The organism is Janibacter sp. CoH_79_TC_3, from assembly GCF_058197955.1.
In genome coordinates, this window is record NZ_JBXWIV010000016.1 from 43,423 (window position 1) to 68,763 (window position 25,341).

The window sequence follows — 25,341 nt, forward strand, 5'->3', positions numbered from 1 at the left end:
CATCACTTATAACAGCTGTTGATTTAGGTCTTGATTCAGTTCTGGATTAAAAGGTAGTTTTGCATATTGCTGAATCACATCTTCAATCATCGATAATTGACGATGCAAGACCGCTTGTTGCTGCGCGGTCATTGCTGCACCCGCTTGCCCTGCCTGTTTTGCCAATGGTAAATGACTGAGCCAAAACTCTAGCTGCTGATAAAGCAAACTATCATCATCGCTAGATGGCTGATTGGTCTCAATTTGCGGCTGAGATAGCTGCTTATCAGTATCAATAGCACTATAAAATGCATTATGTGGTTGATATAACGCCCCGACGCTAGCGAGCTTATCAACCACGCTTTGGCAAGATTGGGTATAGCCACCCATCAATACTGGCGTTGCTACGCTTGCAGGCTCAACGGGATTATGGCCACCAATATCGATTAATGAGCCGCCTACCAATGCCACATCGGCAAGCGCATACCACTTCATTAACTCACCCATACTATCAGCCAAATAAACTTGGGTATTTGCACCGATTACACCGTCATCACTACGTCGCGCCATCACCAATCCTGACTTTTCAATCAGTTCTGCCACTTCATCAAAGCGCTCCGGGTGTCTTGGCACGATAATCAGCAAGGTATTAGCTAACAAAGGGTTAGACAGAATTTTCTGCTGCCATGATAATACTCTATCTTCTTCGCCGCTATGCGTGCTTGCTGCTACCCAAATCGGGCGATCTGCTACGCCTAAATCTTCGACATCATTAGCTATTTCAACTTCTTGGGCACCGTTATTATCATTGAGCTTAGGCGTATTAATCACCCATTTCAGCGAGCCTGCTACGCGGATTTGCGCACTATGAGCGCCCAATTGCCGAAAGCGTTTTGCCGATTCATTATCTTGCGCAATAATCAAGCTCAGATTTTTCATCATACTGGCACTGACCGCACCAATTTTTTGATAACTTTTAAAAGAAGACGCCGATAATCGGCCATTGACTAAGATACTTGGGATACGATGCTCGGACAATTTGGTTAAGGTATTGGCCCAAAGCTCGGTTTCTACAAACATTGCGGCAACGGGTTGCACATGCGCCAAAAACGTCTCAATCACCGCAGGACTGTCGACTGGAACGTAGCTATGACTCAGACGACCTTGGGCAATATCATCGGCAAAGCGACTGGCACCGCGCGCATATCCTGTCTGCGTGGTATTGGTCAACCATATCTGATAGCCTTTTTCCAATAGCGCATCAAGCAAAGGCGCGACGGTATTGGTCTCGCCTAAAGACACCGCATGGCACCAGATGACTTTTTTGCTAGTGCTCTCTTTATGATTGCCACTTTCGTTGGCATTGGCATTCGACTTAACCTTTGCATCACGCACGGGCGGCGCAGGATAGCGCTTACCAAAACGCTGCTCCACTTCTTGCTGATAATTGTCGCGCTTATGCGAGCGATGCCATACTTGCAGACGATATAGCGGTTTTAGCAAACCAATCGTCACCTGATAATAAACAGGGGGTTTATAAACGGCTCGGCTTTGTATCGGCTGAGTCGACTTATCAAAAGAGGGTAAGGAATTATCAGAAGATGGCATGAAGAAGCCCAGATTAGTAATGGATCGAACGATAAGAAGTGGCGATAAAAAGCGCGCCAATTCTACCTGAATTTAATGCTAAACAATAGTTTTTAAGCACTTGTTATTAGAAACAGTAATTTAAAAGTCAGATTTTAAAAATCCGAATTTAAAATAATCGCTTAGACAATAATGAAGATTAATATAGCGACGACAATAATCACTGCAAACAATAACTGATAACGTTTAAGGCTATGCTGCTCTTGCTTTTGTGTGCTGATTAACGTTTGCGCTTGCTGCCATTGACTGACCAAACTGGCCGCTTCTTCATGACCGTTTTGCGCCGCCTGCTCAAGCCAATATTTGCCATTGGTCATATCTTGCGGTACGCCAAAACCTTGATAGTAAAGCTTACTTAATAATCGCTGGGCACGGCTGTCGTTTTTGCTAGCCGCTTGCTTCACCCATTCAACGCCTGCTTCCATACCAGCCACTTTATCCGTGTTTACCCCTTCGCCAAGAAGCTCATACATCGCCAAACGTAGCATCGCAGTGCTATGACCTGCATGAGCAGCGTCTTGCAATTTTGCTAAGGCTTGCTGCTTTGCTGCCAAATGGTTTTCTGAAAATATAACTTGCGCGCGAGGTTTCTCTTGTTTAGCAATATGCTGCTCAAATTGATCTAAAACTTTGCAAGCTTGCTCATATTCTGTTTTCCCAACGGTTTGTGGTACGTCTATTTCATCAAGCTCCGTCAGTAATTGGCTAAAAATCTCTGGGGTTGGCGCTTCTTTTATCACTGGTTTTACTGCTGGTTTTATCGCTACTTCTTTTAACCCTGCTTGTGAAAATGCTACTGGCACAGTTTCTGCTGATGGTACTTGTAATGGAACAGTTAATGAATTAGCTTTTGCTAATAGCCCCTCTGTTTGAGAGATTTCATGTGTTGCTTGAAGCTCGTTATCAGAATCATTATTAACAATATCTGTCTGAATGTCTTGCCTACTATGCTGAGGCGCTACTGCTTCAGTCACGTTTTTATCGGCAGATTGCGCGTTATCTACGGGTAGTGTATGGCTATTATCAATGGCGTTTGGCAGTCTTGCGCTAACTGCTTGGTATAGCCCACTTGCCACCTGCCCACCTTGCACCGCTTGAAACGGTCGATCAATATGACCAAACAGCCGCAGACCTATCGGCTCTAAGGCAAAAAATAGCGAGGCAGTCGCATTAGATTGATTATTAATACCAATATCATCATGATAGACCACGGCCATATGCCGATAAAAGTCAGCAGTCAGTAGTGGCAATGCGGGATAACGCTTCCGTAGCTCAAAGTCACCAAACCAATGGGGCGCATGTTGCCATTGCTGTGCCAATACTTGTCCTGCATAAAACGCTAAAAACACCATAAAATTACGATAGCGCTCATCTGTCAACAGCGAAGCCTCATCCCATATACCAGTCTTAATCATGTCGCGGCGTATATGTGACAGCAGGATATCTACACGCTGTAAACTTACCAGCGACTCATCGAGTTTACATTGATACAATTCAGCTTCATAAGCCATGCCGCCGGCGACAGGACGGCCAGCTAAGAAATCTTGCCAATAGCCTGCTGCGATATAATCAAGGGGCGTTAAGTGCGATGCAGACATAAGGCAAGCCTATCCTTTAAAATTAAGCGTTTTAAAAACCAACATTTCAAATAATAATAAAAATAAGATGATAATAAAAATAAGTAGTTTACCTTAACCTAAAATTAAAAGCGCTACAATAAAGGACTAAATAAGCGCACCACATTATCAAATAGGCGCTCTGCCCCGTGACGCTCTTGCCACTCTTCTAAACTTAAAAAACGACAGCTTTGTAAGTAGACTTCTTGACAGTCAGCAACCTGAGCGACCATCTCTGGCGTATAAATCGCTAAGCTGACCTCCATATTTAAATAAAAACTGCGCATGTCAATATTTACCGTACCAAACAAACAATAATCATCGTCAATGACCACCGTTTTAGCATGCAGCAGTCCGCCTTTAAACAAAGCAATGGTCACTCCTGCCTCAAGCAGCTCTTGATAGTACGCTTGCGAGGCATGCTGCACCAAAAATGAATCTACCTTTTCGGGCACAATAATTGTTACCTCAACCCCGCGTTTGGCCGCCGTAGTCAGCGCCCCTGATAAGGCTTCATCGGGAACAAAATACGGCGTGGTAATGCGAATGCGTTTATTGGCGCGATGTATCACCGTCACCAACGTATTATAAATCACATGCGCCGTCACTTGCGGTGCTGAAGGTATCAGCTGTGCCAGCACATCCTCGACGACTGGCATACGTGGTATCACAATCGATGTCGAGCCAATCTCGGGTGATTCATCAGTGTCGCTAAGCTCATCTAGCACTTTGACGCGGCTATTGATATCATTGATGGTCGGATGCATGACATAGAGTTTACGGGTGTAGGTATTCACGCGGTGATTGAGTGCATCTAGATTGTCTTTATTTTCCGCCCCAATATCGGTGACCACCACTTTCGCCATCGCCGTGGCAATATTCATCGGCTCTTGGCTGGTGCTGCGTATTGCCACATCAATCCATTGACCGACATTTTTGTTTTGTTTAAAAAACTTTGGGTCAACCAAGTTAAAGCTACCGATATAACCTATATGTTCGTCAATGACGATGATTTTACGGTGATTACGCAAATCTGAGCGCTTAAATAGAGTCTTAAATAAACCCACCGGCAGCGACTGATGCACAAAAACCCCAGCTTCTTCTAACATACGATGCTGTTTGCTATTAAAAAAGCTAAAACTCCCCACACTATCTGCCAAAATATGACACTCTACACCGCGCTGCACCGCTGCCATCAACGCGTCCATGACTTCGAGTATCTGACCTTTTGGATAAATAATATAAAACTCCATCAGGATAATGCGCTGGGCGGTATTAATATCTTCTATTAACCGACCAAAGATAGCACTCGGTGTGGTCAACAATTGCATTTGATGGTCGGGAAATACCCCAAACCCTGTCCAGCGCGTGCCTATTTTACTGACCCCGCGATAATCATCAGGCAGCAGCTCTTGTCCTTCATCAAAAACCATTTGCTCACGCTTAGCCATATCATTCATCAGTAGCCGCGCCTGATTCATGCGCGCACGATAGCGTCGCCCGATCATCGGCTCACCCAATAAGATGTAAGCGATAAAGCCAACCACAGGTAAAGTATAGAGCACGGCAACCCAGGCAATCGACACCCCGATATTACGCTGCACCGAGACGATACGCAGGGTCATGACTATCATCAAAATCACGTGCAATACCAAACCCAATCCAGCAAAGTCTCCTAACGACCATGTCGTAAAATAGTCTTCAATAAAAAGGGCGTCTATATTAAAATTATCTATGCTCGCCTCCATGAACCTATATCACTCAAATCATTCATCTGTTTATTAGTTATTAGCCCACTGTCTTATTAAGTAGACGCTTTGTTAGTTAGCTAGATGCAAAAAGCATTATCAGTATAGTAGTTTTTAGCTAGCACGCAATAGCCAACTATGTAGCGGCTACATCGTCCAATAATTACCCTACTTACTGCTTAATTTGACTGTAAATGCAGACTATTAACCAGTATTTGTAAAATACATGAAATAATATTTGACAGCCATGTGTAAATGTATATAATACACACCCACAGAGCGAGGCTTTAGTTAGTTCTCTTCTGTTGGAAGTTATTCAAAGGGTGACAACTTTGAATGTTAAAACTTTCAGGAATTCTTTTTTAAGAGACTTCCATCAAGAACCTAAAAACGGTTCTCAGGGTGATTAGCTCAGTTGGTAGAGCGTCTGCCTTACACGCAGAATGTCGGCGGTTCGAATCCGTCATCACCCACCACTATTTAGTATAGCGTTACTCTTAAGTAGTAAGCTAAGTGGCTAAATAAACTAAAACGACCTCAGCAGCGGTAGTTCAGTTGGTTAGAATACCGGCCTGTCACGCCGGGGGTCGCGGGTTCGAGTCCCGTCCGCTGCGCCATATTTAAAACTTAGTTTTAATTATATTATTAAGTACAAAGTTTCAACCTCAAGTATTCGTTTACTTGAGGTTTTTTTGTGCTTGTTGATTTTTATCAGCTATTAACTGCTACTTATCATTTTATCTAAAAAAATTTTTTCACTAAAATCCCGTACGAAACAACGTACCAACCACGACAAATGCCACTGAAAATAGCGTCACCAAAATAATATTAATGGCAAACCCATTCAAGTTGTTGGCAGATAAGCGTGGTATTACCCAAAAACGTGCATGCATAGCGACCATAGCCGTCAGTAATAATAATATCAGCTTCATGCCAATCAATACGCTAATGTCATTATCAAAGGCAAACCACATACCCACATTGGGTAATATCCTATGTGCCATCCATAGACCAGTAATGATTTGAATGGCCAATGCTGGCATACCGATTTTTTCAAACTGTCCCTCAAATTGTAACAATGCGTCTAAATTACGTGAAGATAGCACTTTTGGCAGCACCACTAATGCTAGTATTAAATGACCACCTGTCCAAATTGCTGCGCCAAGTAGGTGCAGGATTAGTAGATAGTTGAACATAAAACATCACTCCAAATAATTAATCAATCATGACCGTTTGAAACATTAAGGTATTTAATTATGAAACGTACCAATCAGTTGCAACCACTGTCACGCCAGCATCATCTTGGGCTTAATCTGTCTCGCCATGCGAAAGAAAGCTTGGATGAACCCGAAGAAATTGCTAAACATTGGCACAATCTTACCTCCTATATTAACGACATGCAGTATCACTTCGAAATTGAAGACAACTTAATCGCTAATGCCTTAGAGCCGTACCGCGCTACTCAACCGGATGTGGCGTCAGTACTCGAAACCCTTGATGGACAGCATAAGCAATTACATCAACTGATGAATACGGTCGAGCAATCACAAAAATCTGGCACTAAAGATGTCACAGTGGCACAAGTTCATGAGCTTGGCAGCCTATTATACGACCATATTCGATTTGAAGAGCGAGAGTTATACCCTGCGGTAGAAAAATATCTGACGGAAGCAGAATTAGATGCTGTTTATGAAGCCAGCCCTGATAGTATTAAGCGCCCTGATGAGAGTCGCTAGAGTGAATATTATCTAAGTACTGTATATATAAAAGTACCCCATAAGCTATATTAACTTATGGGGTACAATAAAAGTATTTGCTCGATTTCAAATAATCATTCCAAGAACCATCGTTGAAAATAGCGATTATCTAAAAACAGCGACTTGAATCTGTCTCACCATCCTGCCAATGAAGACGCACTACGCTGAGTGATAAAGCCATCTGGCGCTTGACCATTATCTGTTTGCCAGCGTTGGAATGCCAATCGAGTATTGGTACCGACGATACCATCAGCACCTTTGGTATCATAACCTGAGCTGGTCAAACGCTGCTGTAAATTACGGACTTGCGCCGTCGATAATGGACGCTCGTAGCGCGGCCATGACTTCTGTAATCCGCTCTGCCCTGCAAGCGCTTTACCCAATAAGCTCACACCTAACGCATAGCTTGATGAGTTGTTATACACCTTGATAACATCAAAGTTTGGGCTAAGCAGCAAGACTGGACCGTCTTTACCCGCTGGCAGCCACAGCTCCATTTGAGTATTACCATCCAAGGACACATCAGCGATGGTATCAACACCCATAGACGCCCATCTAGCCGCAGGCTGCTTGGTACCGACCAGCGAATAATCAAATGATGATGGAATAGTTGCTTCATAAAACGGTGCAAGACCACGCACCCAACCTGAATTACTCATGTAATTAGCAGTAGACGCCAAAGCATCACCCGTCGACCATGGGTTACGGTGACCATTACCATCGCCATCGACCCCGTGCTTGAGCCACGTATCGGGGATAAATTGCGTCTGACCCATACCACCTGCCCAAGAACCATCGAGCTGTGACCAAGAGACATCACCGCGCTGTAATAGCGTCGCTAATGACAATAGCTGAGTTTCAGCAAACTCTTGGCGACGACCATCATAAGCAAGGCTGGCAAGCGAGCTTGGAATACTGCTATTGCCAGTTACCACACCGTATGATGACTCCATACCCCAAATTGCGGCGATGATTTCTGCATTGACGCCATACTGCGATTCTAGTTGCGATAAAAACGCCCGTTGCTCGGCAAATTTACGCTTACCTGTGCTAACGCGGCCATCTGATACGGCAGAATCCACATATTCCCAAGGCATCTTAGAAAATTCTGGCTGTCCTGAATCAAGAGAGATAACTTGTTGGTTTAAATATGCCGTATCAAGTAAACGACGCACCGTCGAGGCATCATGACCCGAGGCAAGCGCACGCATTGAAAAATCAGATTTCCAATCAGAAAAACTGTTATAGCTTGGCTTGGCAACAGGTATGGGTTTAACGACTGGTACTGGCTTCACCTGGATGGTTTGGGTCTGAGTAATTTGTACATTGCCTTGGCGTACAGGTGTACTAGGCTTTTGCATCGCCTGCTGGCTGGTACAGCCAACCATGACTAAGGCGGGAAACAAAGCCATATATTGTTTTTTTAATAACATAAGATATCTCAAGTATGAATAAGCAAAGTAGCTTGATAGGCGCAGCTTTAATAATACTAATTAACATAGCTAAATTATTATAAAAGCTGCCACAGAATTAACGTCCTTTTTAACGCCTTTATTACTGTCTTTTTACTGTCTTTTTTTAATGAGCCTTTTTTAACGACCCAGTACCGCACGCGGGTCGATAGGATTGCCATTTAAGCGTACTTGGAACTCCAAGCCTACTTGATTGGTCTGACCGCTACTACCCATATTTGCAATACGCTGACCGCGCTGCACCGCCTCACCTTCTTTGACCAGCAAAGCACTGTTATGCGCGTAGGCAGTAATGTAGTTATCGCTATGACGAATCATAATCAGGTTGCCATACTCTGGCAGGCCATTACCTGAATAAAGCACGGTTCCCGATTGGCTAGCAAGCACCGGATCGCCCATGCTGCCAGCAAACAACATGCCCATGTTACCAGCAGCGGCATCAAAGTTGCGGATCACTTGGTTGCGACTCGGATATTCATAACCTGAGGTGGCGTTAGCCGTCACTTCATAAACAGGATTTTGAGAATAATTAGGCGTATTGCTCACAGGCGGCGTATAGGTTGGCTGCGGTTGTGTCGGTGTAGAGGCGTTATAGCTGTTGTTATTGGCGGCGCGTACTGGCTCGCCTTGCCATAATTTGAGCCATTGACCGCTATAAATCGTATATTTACTATCTAAGCCATTTAGTGCGCCGATTTGGCGATAGTTCAAACGATAGCGCGCCGCGATTTGGCTGACCGTATCACCGCGCTGTACACGATGATAATTGGGAACACCTTGTCCGTTAGTAATAATTTTAGGTCCAGCTTGGCTACCTGCTTGATAAGTAGGCTTGGTAGCACAGCCGACCATCGTCAATGTGGCTACTGTCAACGTACCCATCAAGGCCACTGTTGCCAAACGCGATCCAGCAATAAGCTTCTTCATACAAGATTTCCTATTCTTTATGTTGCTCACAAACTCCTTGTGTTACTCACAAGCATTTTGCTAACGGTTATAACATTTAATGTCTTAGATACCATGATTAATCATTGGATAATAAAGGGTTTATTAGCGATTTTAAGCACTGACAAATATCACTATGGATGAACCAATCAAGTTACAGCACCAACGCCGAGAGTGTATCAAGGGTTTCGGTTGGCGTATGATGCAGACGCACAGGCGATAGACTAATATACCCTGCTCCCACCGCTTGGTCATCCATCATTTCTATTGCCGATGATTGAGCGTTTTGATTTTCTGTTGATAGTTCACTTGATAGCCCACTTGATAATGTACGTTGACGTTTGCGTAGCGATAACCAATAAGCATCTCGGCCACGTGGGTCGACCACATGATGCACAGGACGTGCAATCTGACTGTGACTTAACGCTGTTATTTTTCGACCTTTAATCGCAGCGTTGCTATCAACATCAGGAATATTAACGTTTAATACATGATAGGGCAAATTTTTGCAAGCATCTAATATCGGAGTTTCCGTCAATAATTTGACAATTTCATTTGCCGCCATTCGATAATGACTGGCTTGTGCTTGACCTGTGCCTTTTGTTCCACCGCCCACTAAAGAGGTAGCAATTGCTGGTAAGCCAAAAAGCTGCGCAGTTAATGCCGCGCCAAAGGTGCCAGAAAATAAAACGTCCTGACCGAGATTGGCGCCTGAATTAATACCGGTAATCACACAGTCAAAATCGGTATGACGATAGAGTTCATGTAACGCCAAATACACACAATCAGCCGGTGAGCCATTAACTGCAATAAAGCCAGACTCTAGCTCATGGGTATATAACGGCGTTGAGATACTTAGAGAGCTTGCGCAGCCGCTTTGCTCATTGCTTAGCGCAACCACCACCACTTCTGCGATATTGGATAATGCCTGATAAAGTGCCAATAACCCTGAAGCATGCACCCCATCGTCATTACTTAATGAACTACCCACTACCTTAGAGGTAGGGGTTTCTTAGGTAATACCCATACTTGATACGGTATTCTGTATCAGCGGTTAGGCAAATTGACTAAGCTAACTCCGTCGCACCGACGGTTTTAGATTGTTTAGCCAGCATCAATCCTTGATTTAAGATATTGATACTAGCGTTAATGTCCCGATTATTGTTTTGCTGGCAGTTTGGGCACTGCCACTCCCGCATTTTTAAGGTTAATTCGCCTTTACTAAGAACATGATTGCAGCCTGAGCAAGTCTTAGACGATGGGAACCACCGATCTACCTTAACGAGCTGCTTACCATACCACTCGCTTTTATAGCTAAGCATGGTGGTGAATGTTGACCATGAACTGTCTGATATGGCTTTAGCAAGCTTATGGTTCTTAACCATGCCTTTGACGTTCAAATCCTCAATCGCAATAAAGTCGTGGTTTTTGACAAGATTGAATGAGAGTTTGTGTAGAAAGTCAGTGCGGGCATTGGTTATGCGCTCGTAAAATTTAGCGACTTTAACTCTTTGCTTTTGATAGTTACGGCTCTCTGACAGCTTGCGTTGCTGCGCTTTGGCAACTGCTCTGCGTTTGGCTAATATTTTTTGTTCTCGCGCAAGTTTGTCTTGCAACTTCGCTAGAAACTTAGGGTTAGCAACTTTTGTACCGTCCGATAAGACCATAAAGTCTGTCAATCCTAAATCAATACCGATGTTAGAATGTGTTTTTAGTAGTGGCGTGGCAATAGTTTCAACCAATAAGCTGACATAGTATCTGCCTGATGGGGTACGAGTGATAGTAGCACTCTTAATTAAGCCGTTTATCTTATTCGGAAATTTAGCGGGAATATGACCAATCTTAGGCACTTTGACGGTATTGTTTGTAATCGCCACTGTGCCTTTTTGATTGTTGGTGGTGTAGCTGTCCTTAATCCCTTTTTTCTTGAATTTGGGGAAGCCTGAGCCTTTGAAGAACTTACTGTAAGCAGTTCTTAGGTTTTGTTGCACGTTAGCCAGTGCTAAGCTATCAACCTCTTTTAGCCATTCAAATTCTTTTTTATATTGAGCAGGAGTGTTTTTTAGTTCAGCTTTATTCTCTTTGTAATAATCAATCTTATCGCTAAGCATCTTGTTCCAGATAAAGCGGCTGCAGCCGAACGACTTGGCAAAGAATATTTGCTGATCCTCGTTCGGATACAGCCTGACTTTATAGGCTTTTAGGATTTGCTTTGGCATATATGCTTGTTGTTAATAAGTGGTATAATTATTATACAACAATCAATAATAATAGTTACCAATAACGCATTCGTCCCACTACTTTAGAAGTAGGGGAATTCTGCGCTGAAATGTTAAAGATGCAATTGCTATAAGTACAAGATAAGCAGTAGCCACACTTTAATATTAAGGGTGAAAAATTAGCGCCGTATTGCAGATTAAAAGCACAGATAAAACCCTTAGGACCAGTTATCGGCACAAAAATCACCGCTAGGCCACATAATATTTTGGGCGATTATACCCTAATACTAGACAGAAACGAACCCAGTGCTTCGCTCTTATTTGCTGGACAGTCAGTTCTATTAGCAGCTTTTTGTCACCGATGATGAGCAATTTTTAGCGTAAAAATACTGGGGTGAGGTTACAGTAGGCAACAAGGTACAACATTATCAGCTTATACTTTTATGCTGAGGTAACTTAGCACTCTATAATACTGCTATGTTTCTGTAAACGTGGTTTAGCTCACAATATATCTACACTTAAATCAATATTTTATGTGACTTTTATTTTTTTACCCATTAACATAGCACCATCAAACAAAGACAAGCGAGTGTGATACTGAATGAATAATCAATCGATATTATCTATAGCTTCTGTGATAGCGAAGACCGCCTCAAAAGTAGGTCTGGCAGGACTGATAACGTCTGTTGCTATGCTGTCTCAAGCGACCAATGCCGCCTCTAATTCGGCAACGACGATTCCGCTGGATTTATCTGGTGTCAACATCACTAAGCATGAGATTGCGGTAATGCAAGTGCTGTCAGAGATATGTCCACCGATGTTAACTGGCAAACAAAAACAGCGCTTTTATAAATCTTATAACGTCCAGCTTCATGAATTGATGCCATCGTTAGAAGACCCGAAAGCGGCGATTCAATATTTATCTACTCAGCAAGATTATCGCCAGATATTGCAAGGTATTCGCAGTTGGACCATGGGCTTCTCAAAACAAGATAACAAAGCTCTATGTGAAGATTTGGCCAATGCTGAATACTCTTAAAAGTTAATTTTAAAGGCTATGTTTATTTTAAAGGCTATGGTCGAAAAACCTCTCAAATAGCCCTCTTAAAAAGTACTTTTGAAAAGTATTGGTATAAGTAAAAATCAGCAGTCTATAACGTGAACAATATTAGTCATCTATAATAATCAAAATAAAATTACTGCTAGTATCATGTTTAAGCTGTTGTTTTTAGAATGATGAACAAAACTAACCAATTAATAAACTATAAGCTTAAACATTAGGCTTATAAAAAACATGAAGCTTGCTGTCATCTTGTCTGCTTAGCGTAGATGGGACAGCAGGCTTTTTTGTGGCAGTTAAAAAAGTATTCATTTATCGAAATATAAAATGTGCTTAAGCGCTCTTTTAGCCTGCTATATAGCGATGTTTTATCATAACGATTTATTGTTTTTCGGCTCGCTCTATTTTATTATATTTATCGATTCCCCATCGGTCGGCATTTTGCTAAGATAAGGCGTTAATTTTATGTCCATCGCTTGGTTATCGCAATTCTTATGAAAAATCTGTTTTAAATCTTAGTTTTAGAGTCAGCTTTAAAATATGTTACGACAGATTAGCCATGAGATTTAGTACGAGAAATGAGCGGTAGATACATTTGGTTTTATGATGCGGTGTAACAATCTATGACAGTAAAGCGTGTAAAAAAACAGCTAGTACAGCTGGTAGTTGGTGTCAGTGTTTCTATGAGTGCAGTGATGGCGAGCGCAGCCATACAGCCACCTGTGATGGAAAATACGGCTTATGTATTAATGGACTATAATACTGGTGAAATATTGGCACAGAAAAATGCCAATCAAGCACTACCACCAGCGTCTTTGACCAAGATGATGACCAGTTATATCATCGAGCAGCGCTTAGCATCAGGTGACCTCAAAGAAGACGAACAAGTTTTGATGAGCCCAAGTGCATGGTGCCGCGGCAGTAGCAGTCAGTCTTGTATGTATGTGCCGGTCAATAAAACCGCCAGTGTCATCGATATGCTACGCGGTATCATCATTCAATCAGGCAACGATGCCTCAAAGGCGATGGCTGAGCATATCGCGGGTAGCGAAGCCTCATTTGCTATCTTGATGAATGAGCAGGCTGAAAAGCTTGGGATGAAAAACACCCATTTTGTTAACTCTACCGGTATGCCAGACGAAGGTCACCAAGCATCAGCGTTAGATTTAGCGAAGCTGTCACGCGCCATTATCAAAAACAGTGGCGATTATTATGGTCTTTATTCGGAAAAAGAGTTCACTTATAACGGTATTACCCAAGGTAACCGTAACGCTCTGTTAGCGACTGACCCTACTGTTGATGGCTTAAAAACGGGTCATACTGATGCAGCAGGCTATTGCCTAGCAGCCTCAAGTAAGCGCGAAGATATGCGCCTGATTTCTGTGATCATGGGTACAGAAAGCCAGCAAGCCCGTGCCGATCAATCACGTGAGTTACTCAACTGGGGTTTTGGTCATTTTACTACCGTCACTAAAGCACCTGCTGGGCAGTTTGTTAGTAAAGTACCCGTATGGTTTGGTGAAGTGAAAGAAGTAGAGCTTGCAACTGGTGATAGCTTACAAATCCTGACCGATAAAACGCAAAAAAATAAAATCACCACCGTGGTTGATATTCCTGAAAGCTTAGAAGCGCCTATCAAAAAAGGTCAAGAAATTGGCAAAATGATGGCCGTTATTGATGGTAAAGCGGTTGCCTCTGTGCCTATCGTAGCCACGAGCGATATCGAACAATCAGGCTTTATGAGCCGTATCTGGCAACGTTTTACACGCTGGGCACAAAACTTATTTTAAGTAATTGATTCAATAATTTACTTCAAGAATTATTTGTCATTACATAGCAGTTATTAGCAATTTTAGTATAAAAAAAGACGCCCATCAAAAGGCGTCTTTTTTATTTGTCTATTCTTATCACTATGTTCGTACCTACCGCCATCATTAAGACCAAGCAAGCCAGCTCTTTAATAAATTGCTGAGCGCTTTATCTTCATAGGTCGCTACTTGACAGTAATCCACCCCAGCTGCTTTTAATCCATGCTCAAAGCTGTCTAAATATCGGGCTCGCTGCTGTGGATACCAGAATACCAATAAAGCCCGATAGTCGGTCTCAGAGGCACGTATACGTCTTGCTAATGCTTCAGCCTTGTCTGGGAATATATCTTCAGCAAACATGACCATATCAACTTTTCTATGCGTCATCTCATCAATAATCAGCTGTTCATGTTGATAGCAGATGACGTGTGCGCCCAAACGCTGCAATTCATCTACCAAAGCGCCACTATCTTGGTAGTAGTAATAGATGATAACCAGCCCCGCAAGCAGATGCTGCTGGCGTGATTGGCGTTGAGTGGACAGCGGAATGGTAACAATAAACTCCGTCCCTACGCCAAGCGTACTATCAACATCAATACTAGCGCCCATTAACTGCGCCATTTGCTTAACGACAGGCAAACCAATACCTGTCCCTTCATACTGGCGAGTTTGTGATGAATCTACTTGAAAAAATGGATTAAAGATATCTTCTATAAAGCTGCTATCAATGCCGATACCTGTATCTTTTATCCGAATCTGCCAGCGATTACTATGATCGAAATGGGTCAATTGCGAAGTAAGGCTCACCTGCCCAACTGGGGTAAACTTAATCGCATTGCTCAGCAGTATCGATAATATTTGCTGGATTTTTTCGGCATCACCTTCAAGGCTATAATCAATATGATGGATATGGCTAACCAGTGCCAAAGCTTTTTGACTGGCAATAGGTTCAAATTCTGCCAACAGGTCAGCAATTAATTGTAGTGGATTAAACGCATTTTTTTGTAGGCTAATCTGCCCTTTTTGAATCTGGTTAAGCTGAATGATTTGATTCAAAGCTAAAACTAATTTATCACTACCATTGCGAATAATATCGATCGCATCTTTTTGTTCATCATTAACGTGTTCATCATCTAGCAACTGTAAGCCGCCAACGATGGCATTAAGCGAGGTTTTTAACTCATGGGTAATCATGCTTTGAAAGTTATGCAGCTGCAAATCGAGCGATACATCTTTTTGATGCAATTGCTGCTCGAAAACCGCGAGTGCTTCATAATCTTGTTTTGATTGTTGCAAACGATTGAATAAAATCGTAAACGCCTGTTTAATTTGCACCAACTCTTGAAACTTAAAGCGCTGCGGAATCGCTGGTAACTGCTCAAGCTCAGGGTTTTTAATAACAATGTCACAGACTTCATTCAGCACCGCAATATCTTTGGACGGCCAATTCAATTTGCGCAAAATAAACAACGCCCAAATAATCGCTAATACTGTCGTCATCACCCATAACCATAGATTGCGTTGCAGCCAGTTTGCACGCAGCGCCGTCACATCTAAGGTGATATTTATATAGCCTACTAAAGTATCATCCGTACTTAACTCACTTGGCGGGGTTTCTTGAAGCGTAACATCTGGCAGAGCGCTAGCTGTCTGCTGGTTGGTGTTGGTTTTAAATTTGGCATTATCACTAGCCATAGATAGCGTGCTATTGCCATTAGTATAATATCCAATGACTGGATAATTAAAACTAACGGTATTAGCAAATAGCGCATTCATCCAATCATCTGTAGATAAATTTCTATCGACAATAGGCTGCGAGGTTGAATAAAACAAAATACTTTCAATATTCTGCTCATTTTCTAACAAAAAGCGTACTTGCTCAGCGACTACTTCGTCGCCATCTGCGCTCGCCGCACTAATGGTTAGTAAGTTCGCCAATTGCTGAGTATGCTGACGCACTTCTTTATAATGTTGCACCAAACCATAAACAAAAGACAATAGAAAACCTGCCAATACAGCCAAAATCATGGTCTGCATGATAGACTGCCAAATAAGCATGGTAAGGGTTTTTGTTGGGCGGCTGTTCATATCACTCAACTGAGTTAAGACAACATGTCATTATAGTATAAGCATATTATAGGGGTAATAAGCGCAGTGCGACATTTTAATGTAACTTAAGAATGTGTTAAATTAAAAAATGCCATGACAACTCGTATAGTCATCATGGCAAATTATATTACAGAAAAGCAAGGATAGAAAAATAGTAAAGATAAAATAAAATGGTCTTTATTTGCTAAAAAATATAAAGACGGTCACTATCTCGTAAAATTAACGCTTTTTATCTTTATTGGTAAATCTCGGCTTATCTTTGGTGGTAAATTTCTGCGCACGATTGCGTTCACGTTGGCGTAGCTGCTGCGCTTTTGCTTTGGTTGGTGTGTCGCTTTTATTGGCGTATGGATTATCATTTTGTTTAAAGATAACATTTAGCGGCGTACCCTCAAGCTTAAATACTTGACGGAATTGGTTTTCAAGATAGCGCTGATAGCTTTTTGGTAGCGAAGAGGTTTGGTTACCATGAATGACAATCACTGGTGGGTTATGACCACCAATATGCGCAAAACGTAGTTTGATACGGCGACCAGCAACCGTTGGTGGCGGGTTGGCAGTAACGGCGTCTTGTAAAATCTGCGTCAAACGGTTGGTTGAAACCTCAAACATCGACGACTGATAAGCACGCAAGATAGAAGGATATAAATTACCTACTCCGGTACCATGTAATGCTGAGATTTGGTGAACTTTTACATAAGAGATAAAGTTGAAACGGCGATCCATCTCAATCTTGATATAGTTCTTTTGATCTGCAGTGAGACCATCCCATTTATTGATGGCGACTACCAAGGCACGACCAGCATCAAGCGCATAACCAATCATATGTAAATCTTGGTCGACGATACCTTCTTGGGCATCAATCACAATGACCGTGACGTTAGAATCATCGATTGCTTGCAAGGTTTTAATAACTGAGAATTTCTCTACCTTTTCATCGATTCTGCCACGGCGACGCACACCGGCGGTATCAATCAAAACGTAGTCTCTACCCTCGCGCGTATAAGGAATATAAATACTGTCACGCGTGGTACCCGGCATATCAAATACCACCACACGGTCTTCACCCAATAGGCGGTTGACCAGCGTTGATTTACCAACGTTTGGACGACCGATAATCGCCAGTTTTAAGCCTTTTGGCTCGACGACGTTTTCTTGCGTTGGCATATCAGCGGTCAGGACTTCTAGCAAGTTACCAACACCGCGCCCATGACTGGCTGCCATCGGATACGGCTCGCCCAAGCCTAGTGCATAAAACTCTGCAGGCGCGGCATCGTGCGCGCCATCCACTTTATTAGCGACGACATAAACAGGCTTACCAAGTGTATGCAAAAACTTGCCAATCTCAGCATCGGCACCAATCATACCGGCACGGGCGTCAACCACAAAAACGATAATATCAGCTTCGTGAATGGCAGTATGCGACTGCTCCGACATATAATCATCAATATTGCCACTACCATCATCCGCTTCACCAATACCACCGGTGTCTACAACGATGAAAGACTTGTCTTCATAAGTTGCATCACCGTATTGACGGTCACGAGTCAGCCCTGACAAATCAGCAACCAATGCCTGCCGACTTTTAGTGAACTGGTTAAATAAGGTTGATTTACCGACGTTTGGACGACCAATTAAGGCGACCACAGGCTTGATACTCATGGGTTACTCTCAGTGAAGGGCACAATGGCGGACAGGTCGCTGACTCTTATCATAAAGATGAATAGCTGCACTTGACCGCGAATTTAAATAAATAATAGAAATAAAGCGATAGAAATCAGATAATAGCGAATATAGTTAATTGGAAATAATATCAATATATGAATAGCCACTTGCTACAAATATAAATTCTAAAATGGATCGACTATATAGATAGCGCTATTATATATGAATAACGCAGCAATAACGCCTAATACATAGCGGTCGCATAGAGTACGCGAAAGCGACCGCTTAAACAAGCAATTTACACAATGCACGAAACGCTGACTAAGCAGCGTTTTGTATTGATATAACTAGTACTCATGTCATTATAAGCAGGCTTGTTTAATCAATACAATTGAATAAGCCTAAGCCCATAAAAATTTAGCGCGCCAATTGCCAAATAGCAACTTGCCCTGAGGTACTTTGGGTTAGTAAGCGGCTAGCTTGTACTTGCAAACTACTCAATGCGCCTTTGGTCTGTACACGGCTGACGATTTTGCCGCTAGCAGGGTCAAATAAATGCACCACACCATCAAAATCACCGACGGCAATATAATTGCCAATCATTACAGGATTGGTTAGGTGACGATAAGCCAACTCTTCGCTTTCCCACAACACTTCGCCATTGCTGCGATTATAGGCAACCACTTTGCCATCTAAGCTCGTTGCAATGACTTGCTGATTGTTCACCGCCAGTGATTTTAAACTGGCAAGCTCATTGACGAACAGCACTTCACGAGAGGCTAAGTTAATACCTAGCAACTGACCGCTATAGCTGATGGCAAACAATTGGTTTTTATCGACGATAGGCATACCGTCAACATCGCTCATACGCTCCACTTCACTACTGCCCGCACCGACGCCAACACGGCGTGACCACTGCGGTAAGCCATTATCAACAGTGATGGCATGTAAACGACCGTCAGCCGTGGCCAATAATGCTGTTTTAGCATCTAGTAATGTTGGTGCTGCCGTACCGCGGACGCTGATAGCTGGTACTTGGGTAGCGAATTGCCAAACCGACTGACCATTCTGTAACGATAAACCATGCAAGAAACCATCGTTAGCCGATAAAATCACCCGGTTATTGCTGATTAAAGCCGGTGTTAACACTGAACCGGTTAATTGCTGCTGCCAACGTTTAGCACCAGTCGCACTATCAAATGCCATCACAAGGCCGCCGCGGGTACTGATAATAGCAGTTTGGCTCAAGGCATCTAAGGTCACGCCGCCAGTAATTTGGTCGCCAACATTCACTGACCATGCACGTTGACCGGCACTATCAAAACCCGTTAAATCACCGCCGCGCGATGCAGTTACGATTTGCGAGTTGGCATAGCCCACTTGCAGGTCAAGCGGATCTTTACTACTGGATTTTTTGCTACCAACATCAGTACTAAAAACCGGCTGCAATACACTAATTGGCTGCGCAATTTGCACCAATTTTACAGGATCATTGACGACTGGCTTGATACCTCGATTACACCCAACCACTGCGGTTGCCATCACGGCGATGACGGCGACATGCATGGCCGTCGTTTTGATGGTCTTAGCATTTATAGTTCTGTTTGAGCGAATAGCTTGAGTCATTACGGGTTCTCACTACCAATAAATTAATCATTAATGAATTAGCTCTCAGCAAGTAAAAGGTTAACAATAATAATCAGCACATAATAAGCACTTATTATTAATACTACCGTCCTGACTCACTGCGCTACTTAGTTTTTAATACCGTTTTTTAAAACAGTTTGTAGAACGATTTAAGGTATTGCAATCTTTGTTAAGCCACTTATTAAAACGTTGGCGCTCATATTTAGTGCCAGCGACTGTTATTCAAAATATTTTTAATATCTGTTTTTGACATCTACTACTCAGCAGTAACTACCGTATTTTGCTCTTCAGCTAATACGGGCTGTGCAGGCGCAGTAGATTCTTGGATAAGACCCGCTTGCGGTTCAATAGGCTCAGCTACCACACCAAGACTTTCCATCTTTAATGCCAATACTGCACGTGTTTCTTGACGGTTACGTAACAATTCCCAAGCATTATTGTAAGATTTAACCGCCGCGTCTTTATTATCTTGCGCCAAATAAATATCACCCAATAGTTCTTGCTGACTTGCTTCAAACGAGCTTGGCATATCGTTATTGGCTTCAGCTAAGGCAGCGTCGGCATCACCAGCCGCCAATAGCGTTTTCGCATAGCGTAGACGAGTAATTGCTTGTAGACCTGCATCACCCAAATCGATTGCTAATGCCTTTTTAAAAGTCTTACCAGCACCTTTAAAGTCATCGTTATCCACTTGCTGACGCGCTTTAATCATTAGGGCTTGCCATGCATAGACGGAGTTACCATGCGTACTTACTAAAGCATCAATATCTTTATCTAACTGTTTACGGCTTTCAGCGAGTGACGCTTGCGCCTCTGCTTCTAAATCTGGGTTTTGCGACGCTAGGCTGACTTCTTCATTCAAACGCTGAATATCGGCATAATGGTCGGCGGCAACCGTATCGACGCGCGCATGGTTATTTTGCCAATACGTCCAACCGAAATAGGCGGCCAACGCCAATAAAATCGCGGTGACAATATAGCTGCCATATTGCTTTAACGCTTGCATTGAATTGTCGGGATTTGACGAATTGGGTGTCAGAGCCATATATTTTTACCTGATAAAGTGTTATTAAATTGCCAAAGCTAAAGTCATAATCGATTACTGGCGAACAATATTTTCTTTTACTGACGAATGAAGTTTTCTTTATTTGACAGCCAATCTGCCGCAACCGTTTTTTGCTCACCCGTCTGCATATCTTTAATACTGATGGTATTATCATCGAGCTCTTGCTGGGCAATAATCACTGTCAATGCAGCGCCTGACTTATCCGCTTTTTTCATTTGAGCTTTTAAGCTGGTTGCACTTGCCATTTTTATGCGTAAGTCAGGACGGCTATAACGCAGCGCTTGCGCATAATTGATACCCGCACTATAAACTTCAGGATGAGCAACCACAAAAACGTCGCAAGCCGGCAACTCTGCAATCGGTGCCACGGCTTCGATAAGCAACAATAAACGCTCAAGCCCCATCGCAAAACCAACGGCTGGCTCAGACTTCACTGATTTAGTATCATCAGTCCCGATAGATTTTAATTGCCCAATCAAACCATCATAACGACCACCAGCACAGACGGTCGCTTGGCTGCCAAGCTTATCAGTTACCCACTCAAAAACGGTTTTATTATAGTAATCAAGACCGCGTACTAAGTGCGGGTTAATCTCAAACTCAATACCAAGTGCGGTTAAATACGCTTGTACTTGCTCAAAATGCGCTTTACTTTCGGCACCCAAAAACTCAGCAAGCTTTGGCGCATATGCCAATAGCGCTTGAATACTCGCCTCTTTACTGTCTAAAATACGCAACGGATTGGTCGTTAAACGGCGTTTGCTGTCCTCATCTAGCTGATCTTGTTTGTCAGTCAGATAAGCAACCAGTGCTTCACGATAAGCATGACGCTCATCAATCTCACCCAAACTATTAAGCTCTAAGCGCATCTCGTCTTTTAGACCCAGTTCCTGCCACATCAGATGAGTCATGGCAATCAGCTCTGCATCGGCATCCGGTAGTGCACTACCAAAGCTTTCTACACCCAATTGATGAAACTGACGGTAGCGACCTTTTTGCGGACGCTCATAGCGAAACATCGGACCGATATACCAAAGCTTAGGCGTATCACCACGTAAAAGATTGTGCTCAATCACCGCGCGTACTGCCCCTGCTGTACCTTCTGGACGCAATGCCAATGGCGTTGGTGGCTCAGACTTATCAGTAAAGCTATACATCTCTTTTTCGACGATATCGGTTGCGCCGCCGATAGCACGCGCAAACAAATCAGTTTGCTCAACGATAGGCAGGCGAATATGCTCATAACCGTATCTACCCAACACATCAGCCAATATCGACTCTAAGTGTAGCCATTTTGCAGACTGTTCAGGCAAAATATCATTAAACCCTTTGATAGCTTTAATCATGGTACGGTCGCATCCTTAAATTTTTAACAAAGTACTTTATTACTAATTATTCTTGTCGTGACGCCTATAAATAAGCTTTTAATAGCTCAGCGCCTTACTTTACACGAATGATTTCATTCTCACGTTTTTTCGCCAAGTCTTCAGCATGCGCACGTACCATACTTTCAATTTCATCGACCAAATTATTGGTATCAATCAAATGGCTCTTTTCGCCCATACGGTAAACCAGTGATTTTGGTGCCGCGCCGACAATACCAATGTCTGCCTCTTTCGCTTCACCGGGACCATTTACTTTACAGCCAATTACTGACAAGTTCATTGGTTCACGGATATCTTCTAAACGTGATTCTAACGCCGTCATCACTCTAATCACATCAAACTCTTGGCGCGAGCAGCTTGGGCAAGCGATAAAGTTGACACCATTTGAGCGAATATTTAGCGATTTTAAAATATCAAAGCCGATTTTAATCTCTTCTTCTGGCTCTGCAGCTAAGGAGATACGAATGGTATCGCCTATGCCGTCTAATAATAGACCGCCTAAGGCAATCGCGGATTTCACCGCGCCCGTACGATAAACACCTGCTTCGGTGACACCTAAATGTAGCGGATTATCAATCTGAGCAGAAATCAGACGATAAGCATCCAAGGTTAAAAATACATTACTGGCTTTAACCGACACTTTATATTGATCAAAGTTCAAGCGCTCTAATATATCGATATGACGCATAGCCGATTCGAGCATCGCCGCGCCGGTTGGCTCGGTATATTTACGCTGAATATCTTTTTCCAATGAGCCTGCATTGACGCCAATACGGATAGGAATATTGTAATGCTTGGCACAAGCGACCACTTCACGTACTTTGGCATCGCTACCGATATTACCAGGGTTGATACGCAGGCAATCGGCACCAGCTTCAGCAACGGCTAAAGCAATTTTGTGATCGAAATGCACATCGGCTATTAGAGGGACGCTAACCAACTTACGAATTTCACCAAACGCTCTTACCGTATCCATCGTCGGCGTCGATACGCGCATCAAATCTGCTCCTGCTTCAACGCAGCGCTCGATTTGGGCAACGGTCGCTGCCACATCACACGTATTGGTATTGGTCATACTTTGCACGCTAATCGGTGCATCACCACCAATCGCGACATCACCGACATATATTTTTTTAGTAAGACGACGGTTAATAGGCGCTGACGTTGACATAGGTAAACCCTTTCATTGGAACAAATTGGAACGAAAAAATCGGAAACAAACATCACTTTTTAACGCTAACAATCTTTATAACGTTAACAATTTTTATGTTATTAACAATAACTGCTTTAAGGTAGCCGTCATTTAAACAACATTCAATTTAATGACAAGCCATCTGATATTAAGGCGCTAGCTCAAAACTGGCTTGCGTACCTGTGGCATAACTGTCTAAAGCAACTGCTTCTTGATTAAGCATCAAGCTGACATTTTTAACATTATCAATCTGTACATTAAATGGTGGCATACCTGATAATTTATAATCACCAGCTGTCTGCGAACCATTCATTAGGTTGCTACCTGAGGCATCGGTAATAACCACAACAGCAGCATCGGTCAGTTTGACGTCTAGCGTGGCCGCTGCCGTACTTTCGCCGCCCAAATTAAGCGCCGAACCAGAAGCACTGACGCCATTAGTATCGCTGTTAATCGCGGCACCCTGCGCTTGCTCTATGGCTGAGATATCTTCGCTGGTATTTGCTGGCTGCTCATTATTTTCTTTACTGGCATTAGTGACCATACGAAATAAGAAAATCGCTAAAATAATGACCCCAATAACTGCGATAATAAGCAGCGGATTAAAACGGATACGGTTATGAGTATCGCGCTGCAAGGTACCCATCGGACGCAGTGGCGACTCAATATTATTGCTCGAGCGTGACTTTAGCTCAGTTGGATAAGCAGCATCGAAACTACTCGCTATTTTTACCGGATCTAGACCCAAAAACTTGGCGTAGTTAATCGCAAAACCACGCGCAAATGCTGCTTGCGGCATCTCCGAGAAGTTTTCATTTTCTAGCGCTTGCAGATGTCGTTTTAAAATAAATAACTCGGCGGCCGCGTCCTCCAAGCTTAATTGCTTGTTTTTGCGGGCTTGCTGCAACATGGCACCAAATGATCCCTGAGCGTTAGATTGAGTGTTTGATGATGGGGTGGTCATTTCCATGGTGCCTCTGGATTGTTAAGCCAAGTCTTAAGTTGTTTTGCTTCATCACTTAGTGGATAAGCCGATAAAAGCTGCTGTGCCAATTGCTGGCGCGTTGCTATGTTGTTTTGTGCCGCCGCAAGCTTGATGCCTTGTAATAGTAAACGCGGGCTGATGCTCTGCCCTTTTACCAATAGCAAGGTTTCATCATAAAGCCTTTGTGCTTGCTGCACACGCTGCTGCTCTAGTAATAAATCGACTAGCTCAAAGTGCGCAATCAAGCTATTGCGATTGCCATCTAAGGCGCGCAAAAATGCTTTGGCAGCAGCCGGATGATCATTCAGCTGAAGGTAGGTACGCCCTAAATTCTCTAACGCCCCAATACGACCCTCGTAGCCAAGCGACGCTCCTGCAATCTCAAACTGCGCCGCCGCATCTTTGTAGCGCTTCATCTGTGACAGATAAACACCATAATTATTGTGGGCTTGATCAAAATCTTTATCCAACGTAATGGCTTTTTTAAAATACTGATCGGCTTTTTCAAGATTGAGGCGACTGCCCTCTTGCTGCAACAAAACGCCCATCATATCATAGGCCGGCGCGTAACGGCTATCGGCAGCAAAGGCTTTTTCAAGTTGACGCTGTGCAGCATCAAGTTGATTTTCGCGGATATATTGTGCAGCAAGTGAGGTGCGAACGCGAGCAATTTCTTGCTGATCCAAATTGCGATTGTCATTCGGTCTCGTCGAGCCTTGATAAGGCGCACTGCCTAATAAATCATTGGTCGGCGTACTTTGACAACCACTAAGTAGCAAGACGCTTAACGCACTGGCTAACAAAATGTATTTTGAGCCACGCTTTTGGGCAATATTGACGCAGGATTGCTGCGCCGCTTTAGCAAACAAGATTTGATATTTGAACTGACAAAGATTTTTAAAAGTCATCATAGCCGCCATCATAAAACTGAGGTTCAATGCGTTCGATCTTCGAGGCATCAGTTTATTGACATACTCCCACCACTTTCGACAAACTCAAATGGGGAATTCTAAAAGCATAAGCTCTTAGGCGACTTTCTCA

At 43.1% G+C, this 25,341-nt stretch carries 19 protein-coding genes and 2 tRNA genes; 5 read left to right on the top strand and 16 right to left on the bottom strand.

The genetic code is table 11. The features are described from left to right. Window positions 1–6: 6 nt before the first annotated feature. The 3 genes from AC2FA3_RS11950 to AC2FA3_RS11960 form a co-directional block, all read right to left on the bottom strand. Entirely contained in the window at window positions 7–1,587 is a 1,581-nt protein-coding gene (locus AC2FA3_RS11950; RefSeq protein ID WP_490509768.1) for a 3-deoxy-D-manno-octulosonic acid transferase, read from the bottom strand. A gap of 161 nt (window positions 1,588–1,748) precedes the next feature. Next, window positions 1,749–3,224: a tetratricopeptide repeat protein gene (locus tag AC2FA3_RS11955; RefSeq protein WP_490509770.1), complete on the bottom strand. Its 1,476-nt coding sequence runs from the start codon at window positions 3,222–3,224 to the stop codon at window positions 1,749–1,751. Window positions 3,225–3,337: 113 nt separating this feature from the next. Further along, window positions 3,338–4,990, bottom strand: a complete 1,653-nt coding sequence (locus AC2FA3_RS11960; RefSeq protein WP_490509771.1) for a cardiolipin synthase — start codon at window positions 4,988–4,990, stop codon at window positions 3,338–3,340. Between the two features lie 400 nt (window positions 4,991–5,390). Here AC2FA3_RS11960 and AC2FA3_RS11965 point away from each other — a divergent pair. Together AC2FA3_RS11965 and AC2FA3_RS11970 are read left to right on the top strand one after the other, a co-directional pair. Further along, a tRNA-Val gene (locus AC2FA3_RS11965) sits at window positions 5,391–5,466 on the top strand. Between the two features lie 64 nt (window positions 5,467–5,530). Next, window positions 5,531–5,607: transfer RNA gene (locus tag AC2FA3_RS11970), tRNA-Asp, on the top strand. Between the two features lie 141 nt (window positions 5,608–5,748). On the opposite strand, the gene AC2FA3_RS11975 is transcribed toward AC2FA3_RS11970, so the two are convergent. After that, window positions 5,749–6,186, bottom strand: coding sequence for a CopD family protein (locus AC2FA3_RS11975; protein WP_201625100.1), 438 nt, complete (start codon window positions 6,184–6,186; stop codon window positions 5,749–5,751). A 60-nt stretch (window positions 6,187–6,246) separates the two neighbouring features. Here AC2FA3_RS11975 and AC2FA3_RS11980 point away from each other — a divergent pair, with 60 nt between their 5' ends. Next, window positions 6,247–6,726 (top strand): hemerythrin domain-containing protein, encoded by a 480-nt coding sequence (locus AC2FA3_RS11980; protein WP_490509772.1) that lies wholly within the window; start codon window positions 6,247–6,249, stop codon window positions 6,724–6,726. Between the two features lie 155 nt (window positions 6,727–6,881). Here the strand turns inward: AC2FA3_RS11980 and AC2FA3_RS11985 are convergent, their stop codons facing one another. From AC2FA3_RS11985 to tnpB, 4 genes are all read right to left on the bottom strand, one after another. After that, window positions 6,882–8,180, bottom strand: a complete 1,299-nt coding sequence (locus AC2FA3_RS11985) for a lytic murein transglycosylase (protein ID WP_490509773.1) — start codon at window positions 8,178–8,180, stop codon at window positions 6,882–6,884. Window positions 8,181–8,339: 159 nt separating this feature from the next. Continuing rightward, entirely contained in the window at window positions 8,340–9,146 is an 807-nt protein-coding gene (locus tag AC2FA3_RS11990) for a peptidoglycan DD-metalloendopeptidase family protein (RefSeq protein WP_490509774.1), read from the bottom strand. A 172-nt stretch (window positions 9,147–9,318) separates the two neighbouring features. After that, entirely contained in the window at window positions 9,319–10,155 is an 837-nt protein-coding gene (gene surE / locus AC2FA3_RS11995) for a 5'/3'-nucleotidase SurE (RefSeq protein ID WP_490509775.1), read from the bottom strand. Between the two features lie 76 nt (window positions 10,156–10,231). Then, complete coding sequence (tnpB, locus tag AC2FA3_RS12000; protein WP_490509776.1) at window positions 10,232–11,383, bottom strand: IS200/IS605 family element RNA-guided endonuclease TnpB; 1,152 nt, start codon at window positions 11,381–11,383, stop codon at window positions 10,232–10,234. A 601-nt stretch (window positions 11,384–11,984) separates the two neighbouring features. On the opposite strand from tnpB, the gene AC2FA3_RS12005 reads away from it, so the two are divergent. Both AC2FA3_RS12005 and AC2FA3_RS12010 read left to right on the top strand, forming a co-directional pair. Continuing rightward, entirely contained in the window at window positions 11,985–12,422 is a 438-nt protein-coding gene (locus tag AC2FA3_RS12005; RefSeq protein WP_201609597.1) for an MCR_0457 family protein, read from the top strand. Window positions 12,423–13,066: 644 nt separating this feature from the next. After that, the gene (locus AC2FA3_RS12010; RefSeq protein ID WP_490509777.1) at window positions 13,067–14,233 is read left to right on the top strand and encodes a D-alanyl-D-alanine carboxypeptidase family protein; all 1,167 of its coding nucleotides are present in this window, start codon (window positions 13,067–13,069) and stop codon (window positions 14,231–14,233) included. A gap of 144 nt (window positions 14,234–14,377) precedes the next feature. Here AC2FA3_RS12010 and AC2FA3_RS12015 read toward each other — a convergent pair whose 3' ends face one another. From AC2FA3_RS12015 to pilW, 8 genes are all read right to left on the bottom strand, one after another. Continuing rightward, window positions 14,378–16,339 (bottom strand): sensor histidine kinase, encoded by a 1,962-nt coding sequence (locus AC2FA3_RS12015; RefSeq protein ID WP_490509778.1) that lies wholly within the window; start codon window positions 16,337–16,339, stop codon window positions 14,378–14,380. Between the two features lie 240 nt (window positions 16,340–16,579). Beyond that, window positions 16,580–18,022 carry a ribosome biogenesis GTPase Der gene (der, locus tag AC2FA3_RS12020; protein ID WP_490509780.1) on the bottom strand — a complete coding sequence of 481 codons (1,443 nt, stop codon included), beginning with the start codon at window positions 18,020–18,022 and terminating at the stop codon, window positions 16,580–16,582. Between the two features lie 420 nt (window positions 18,023–18,442). After that, on the bottom strand, window positions 18,443–19,651 hold the full coding sequence (bamB, locus tag AC2FA3_RS12025) for an outer membrane protein assembly factor BamB (protein ID WP_490509781.1): 1,209 nt from the start codon (window positions 19,649–19,651) through the stop codon (window positions 18,443–18,445). Between the two features lie 277 nt (window positions 19,652–19,928). Further along, window positions 19,929–20,717, bottom strand: a complete 789-nt coding sequence (locus AC2FA3_RS12030; RefSeq protein WP_490509782.1) for a YfgM family protein — start codon at window positions 20,715–20,717, stop codon at window positions 19,929–19,931. A gap of 77 nt (window positions 20,718–20,794) precedes the next feature. Beyond that, window positions 20,795–22,084 carry a histidine--tRNA ligase gene (gene hisS / locus AC2FA3_RS12035; protein ID WP_490509783.1) on the bottom strand — a complete coding sequence of 430 codons (1,290 nt, stop codon included), beginning with the start codon at window positions 22,082–22,084 and terminating at the stop codon, window positions 20,795–20,797. A gap of 94 nt (window positions 22,085–22,178) precedes the next feature. Further along, complete coding sequence (ispG, locus tag AC2FA3_RS12040; RefSeq protein WP_490509785.1) at window positions 22,179–23,294, bottom strand: flavodoxin-dependent (E)-4-hydroxy-3-methylbut-2-enyl-diphosphate synthase; 1,116 nt, start codon at window positions 23,292–23,294, stop codon at window positions 22,179–22,181. A gap of 169 nt (window positions 23,295–23,463) precedes the next feature. Further along, window positions 23,464–24,279, bottom strand: a complete 816-nt coding sequence (locus AC2FA3_RS12045) for a helix-turn-helix domain-containing protein (RefSeq protein ID WP_490509786.1) — start codon at window positions 24,277–24,279, stop codon at window positions 23,464–23,466. Further along, entirely contained in the window at window positions 24,276–25,211 is a 936-nt protein-coding gene (gene pilW, locus AC2FA3_RS12050) for a type IV pilus biogenesis/stability protein PilW (RefSeq protein WP_490509787.1), read from the bottom strand. Before pilW ends, AC2FA3_RS12045 begins: the two co-directional genes overlap by 4 nt. Window positions 25,212–25,341: the final 130 nt, after the last annotated feature.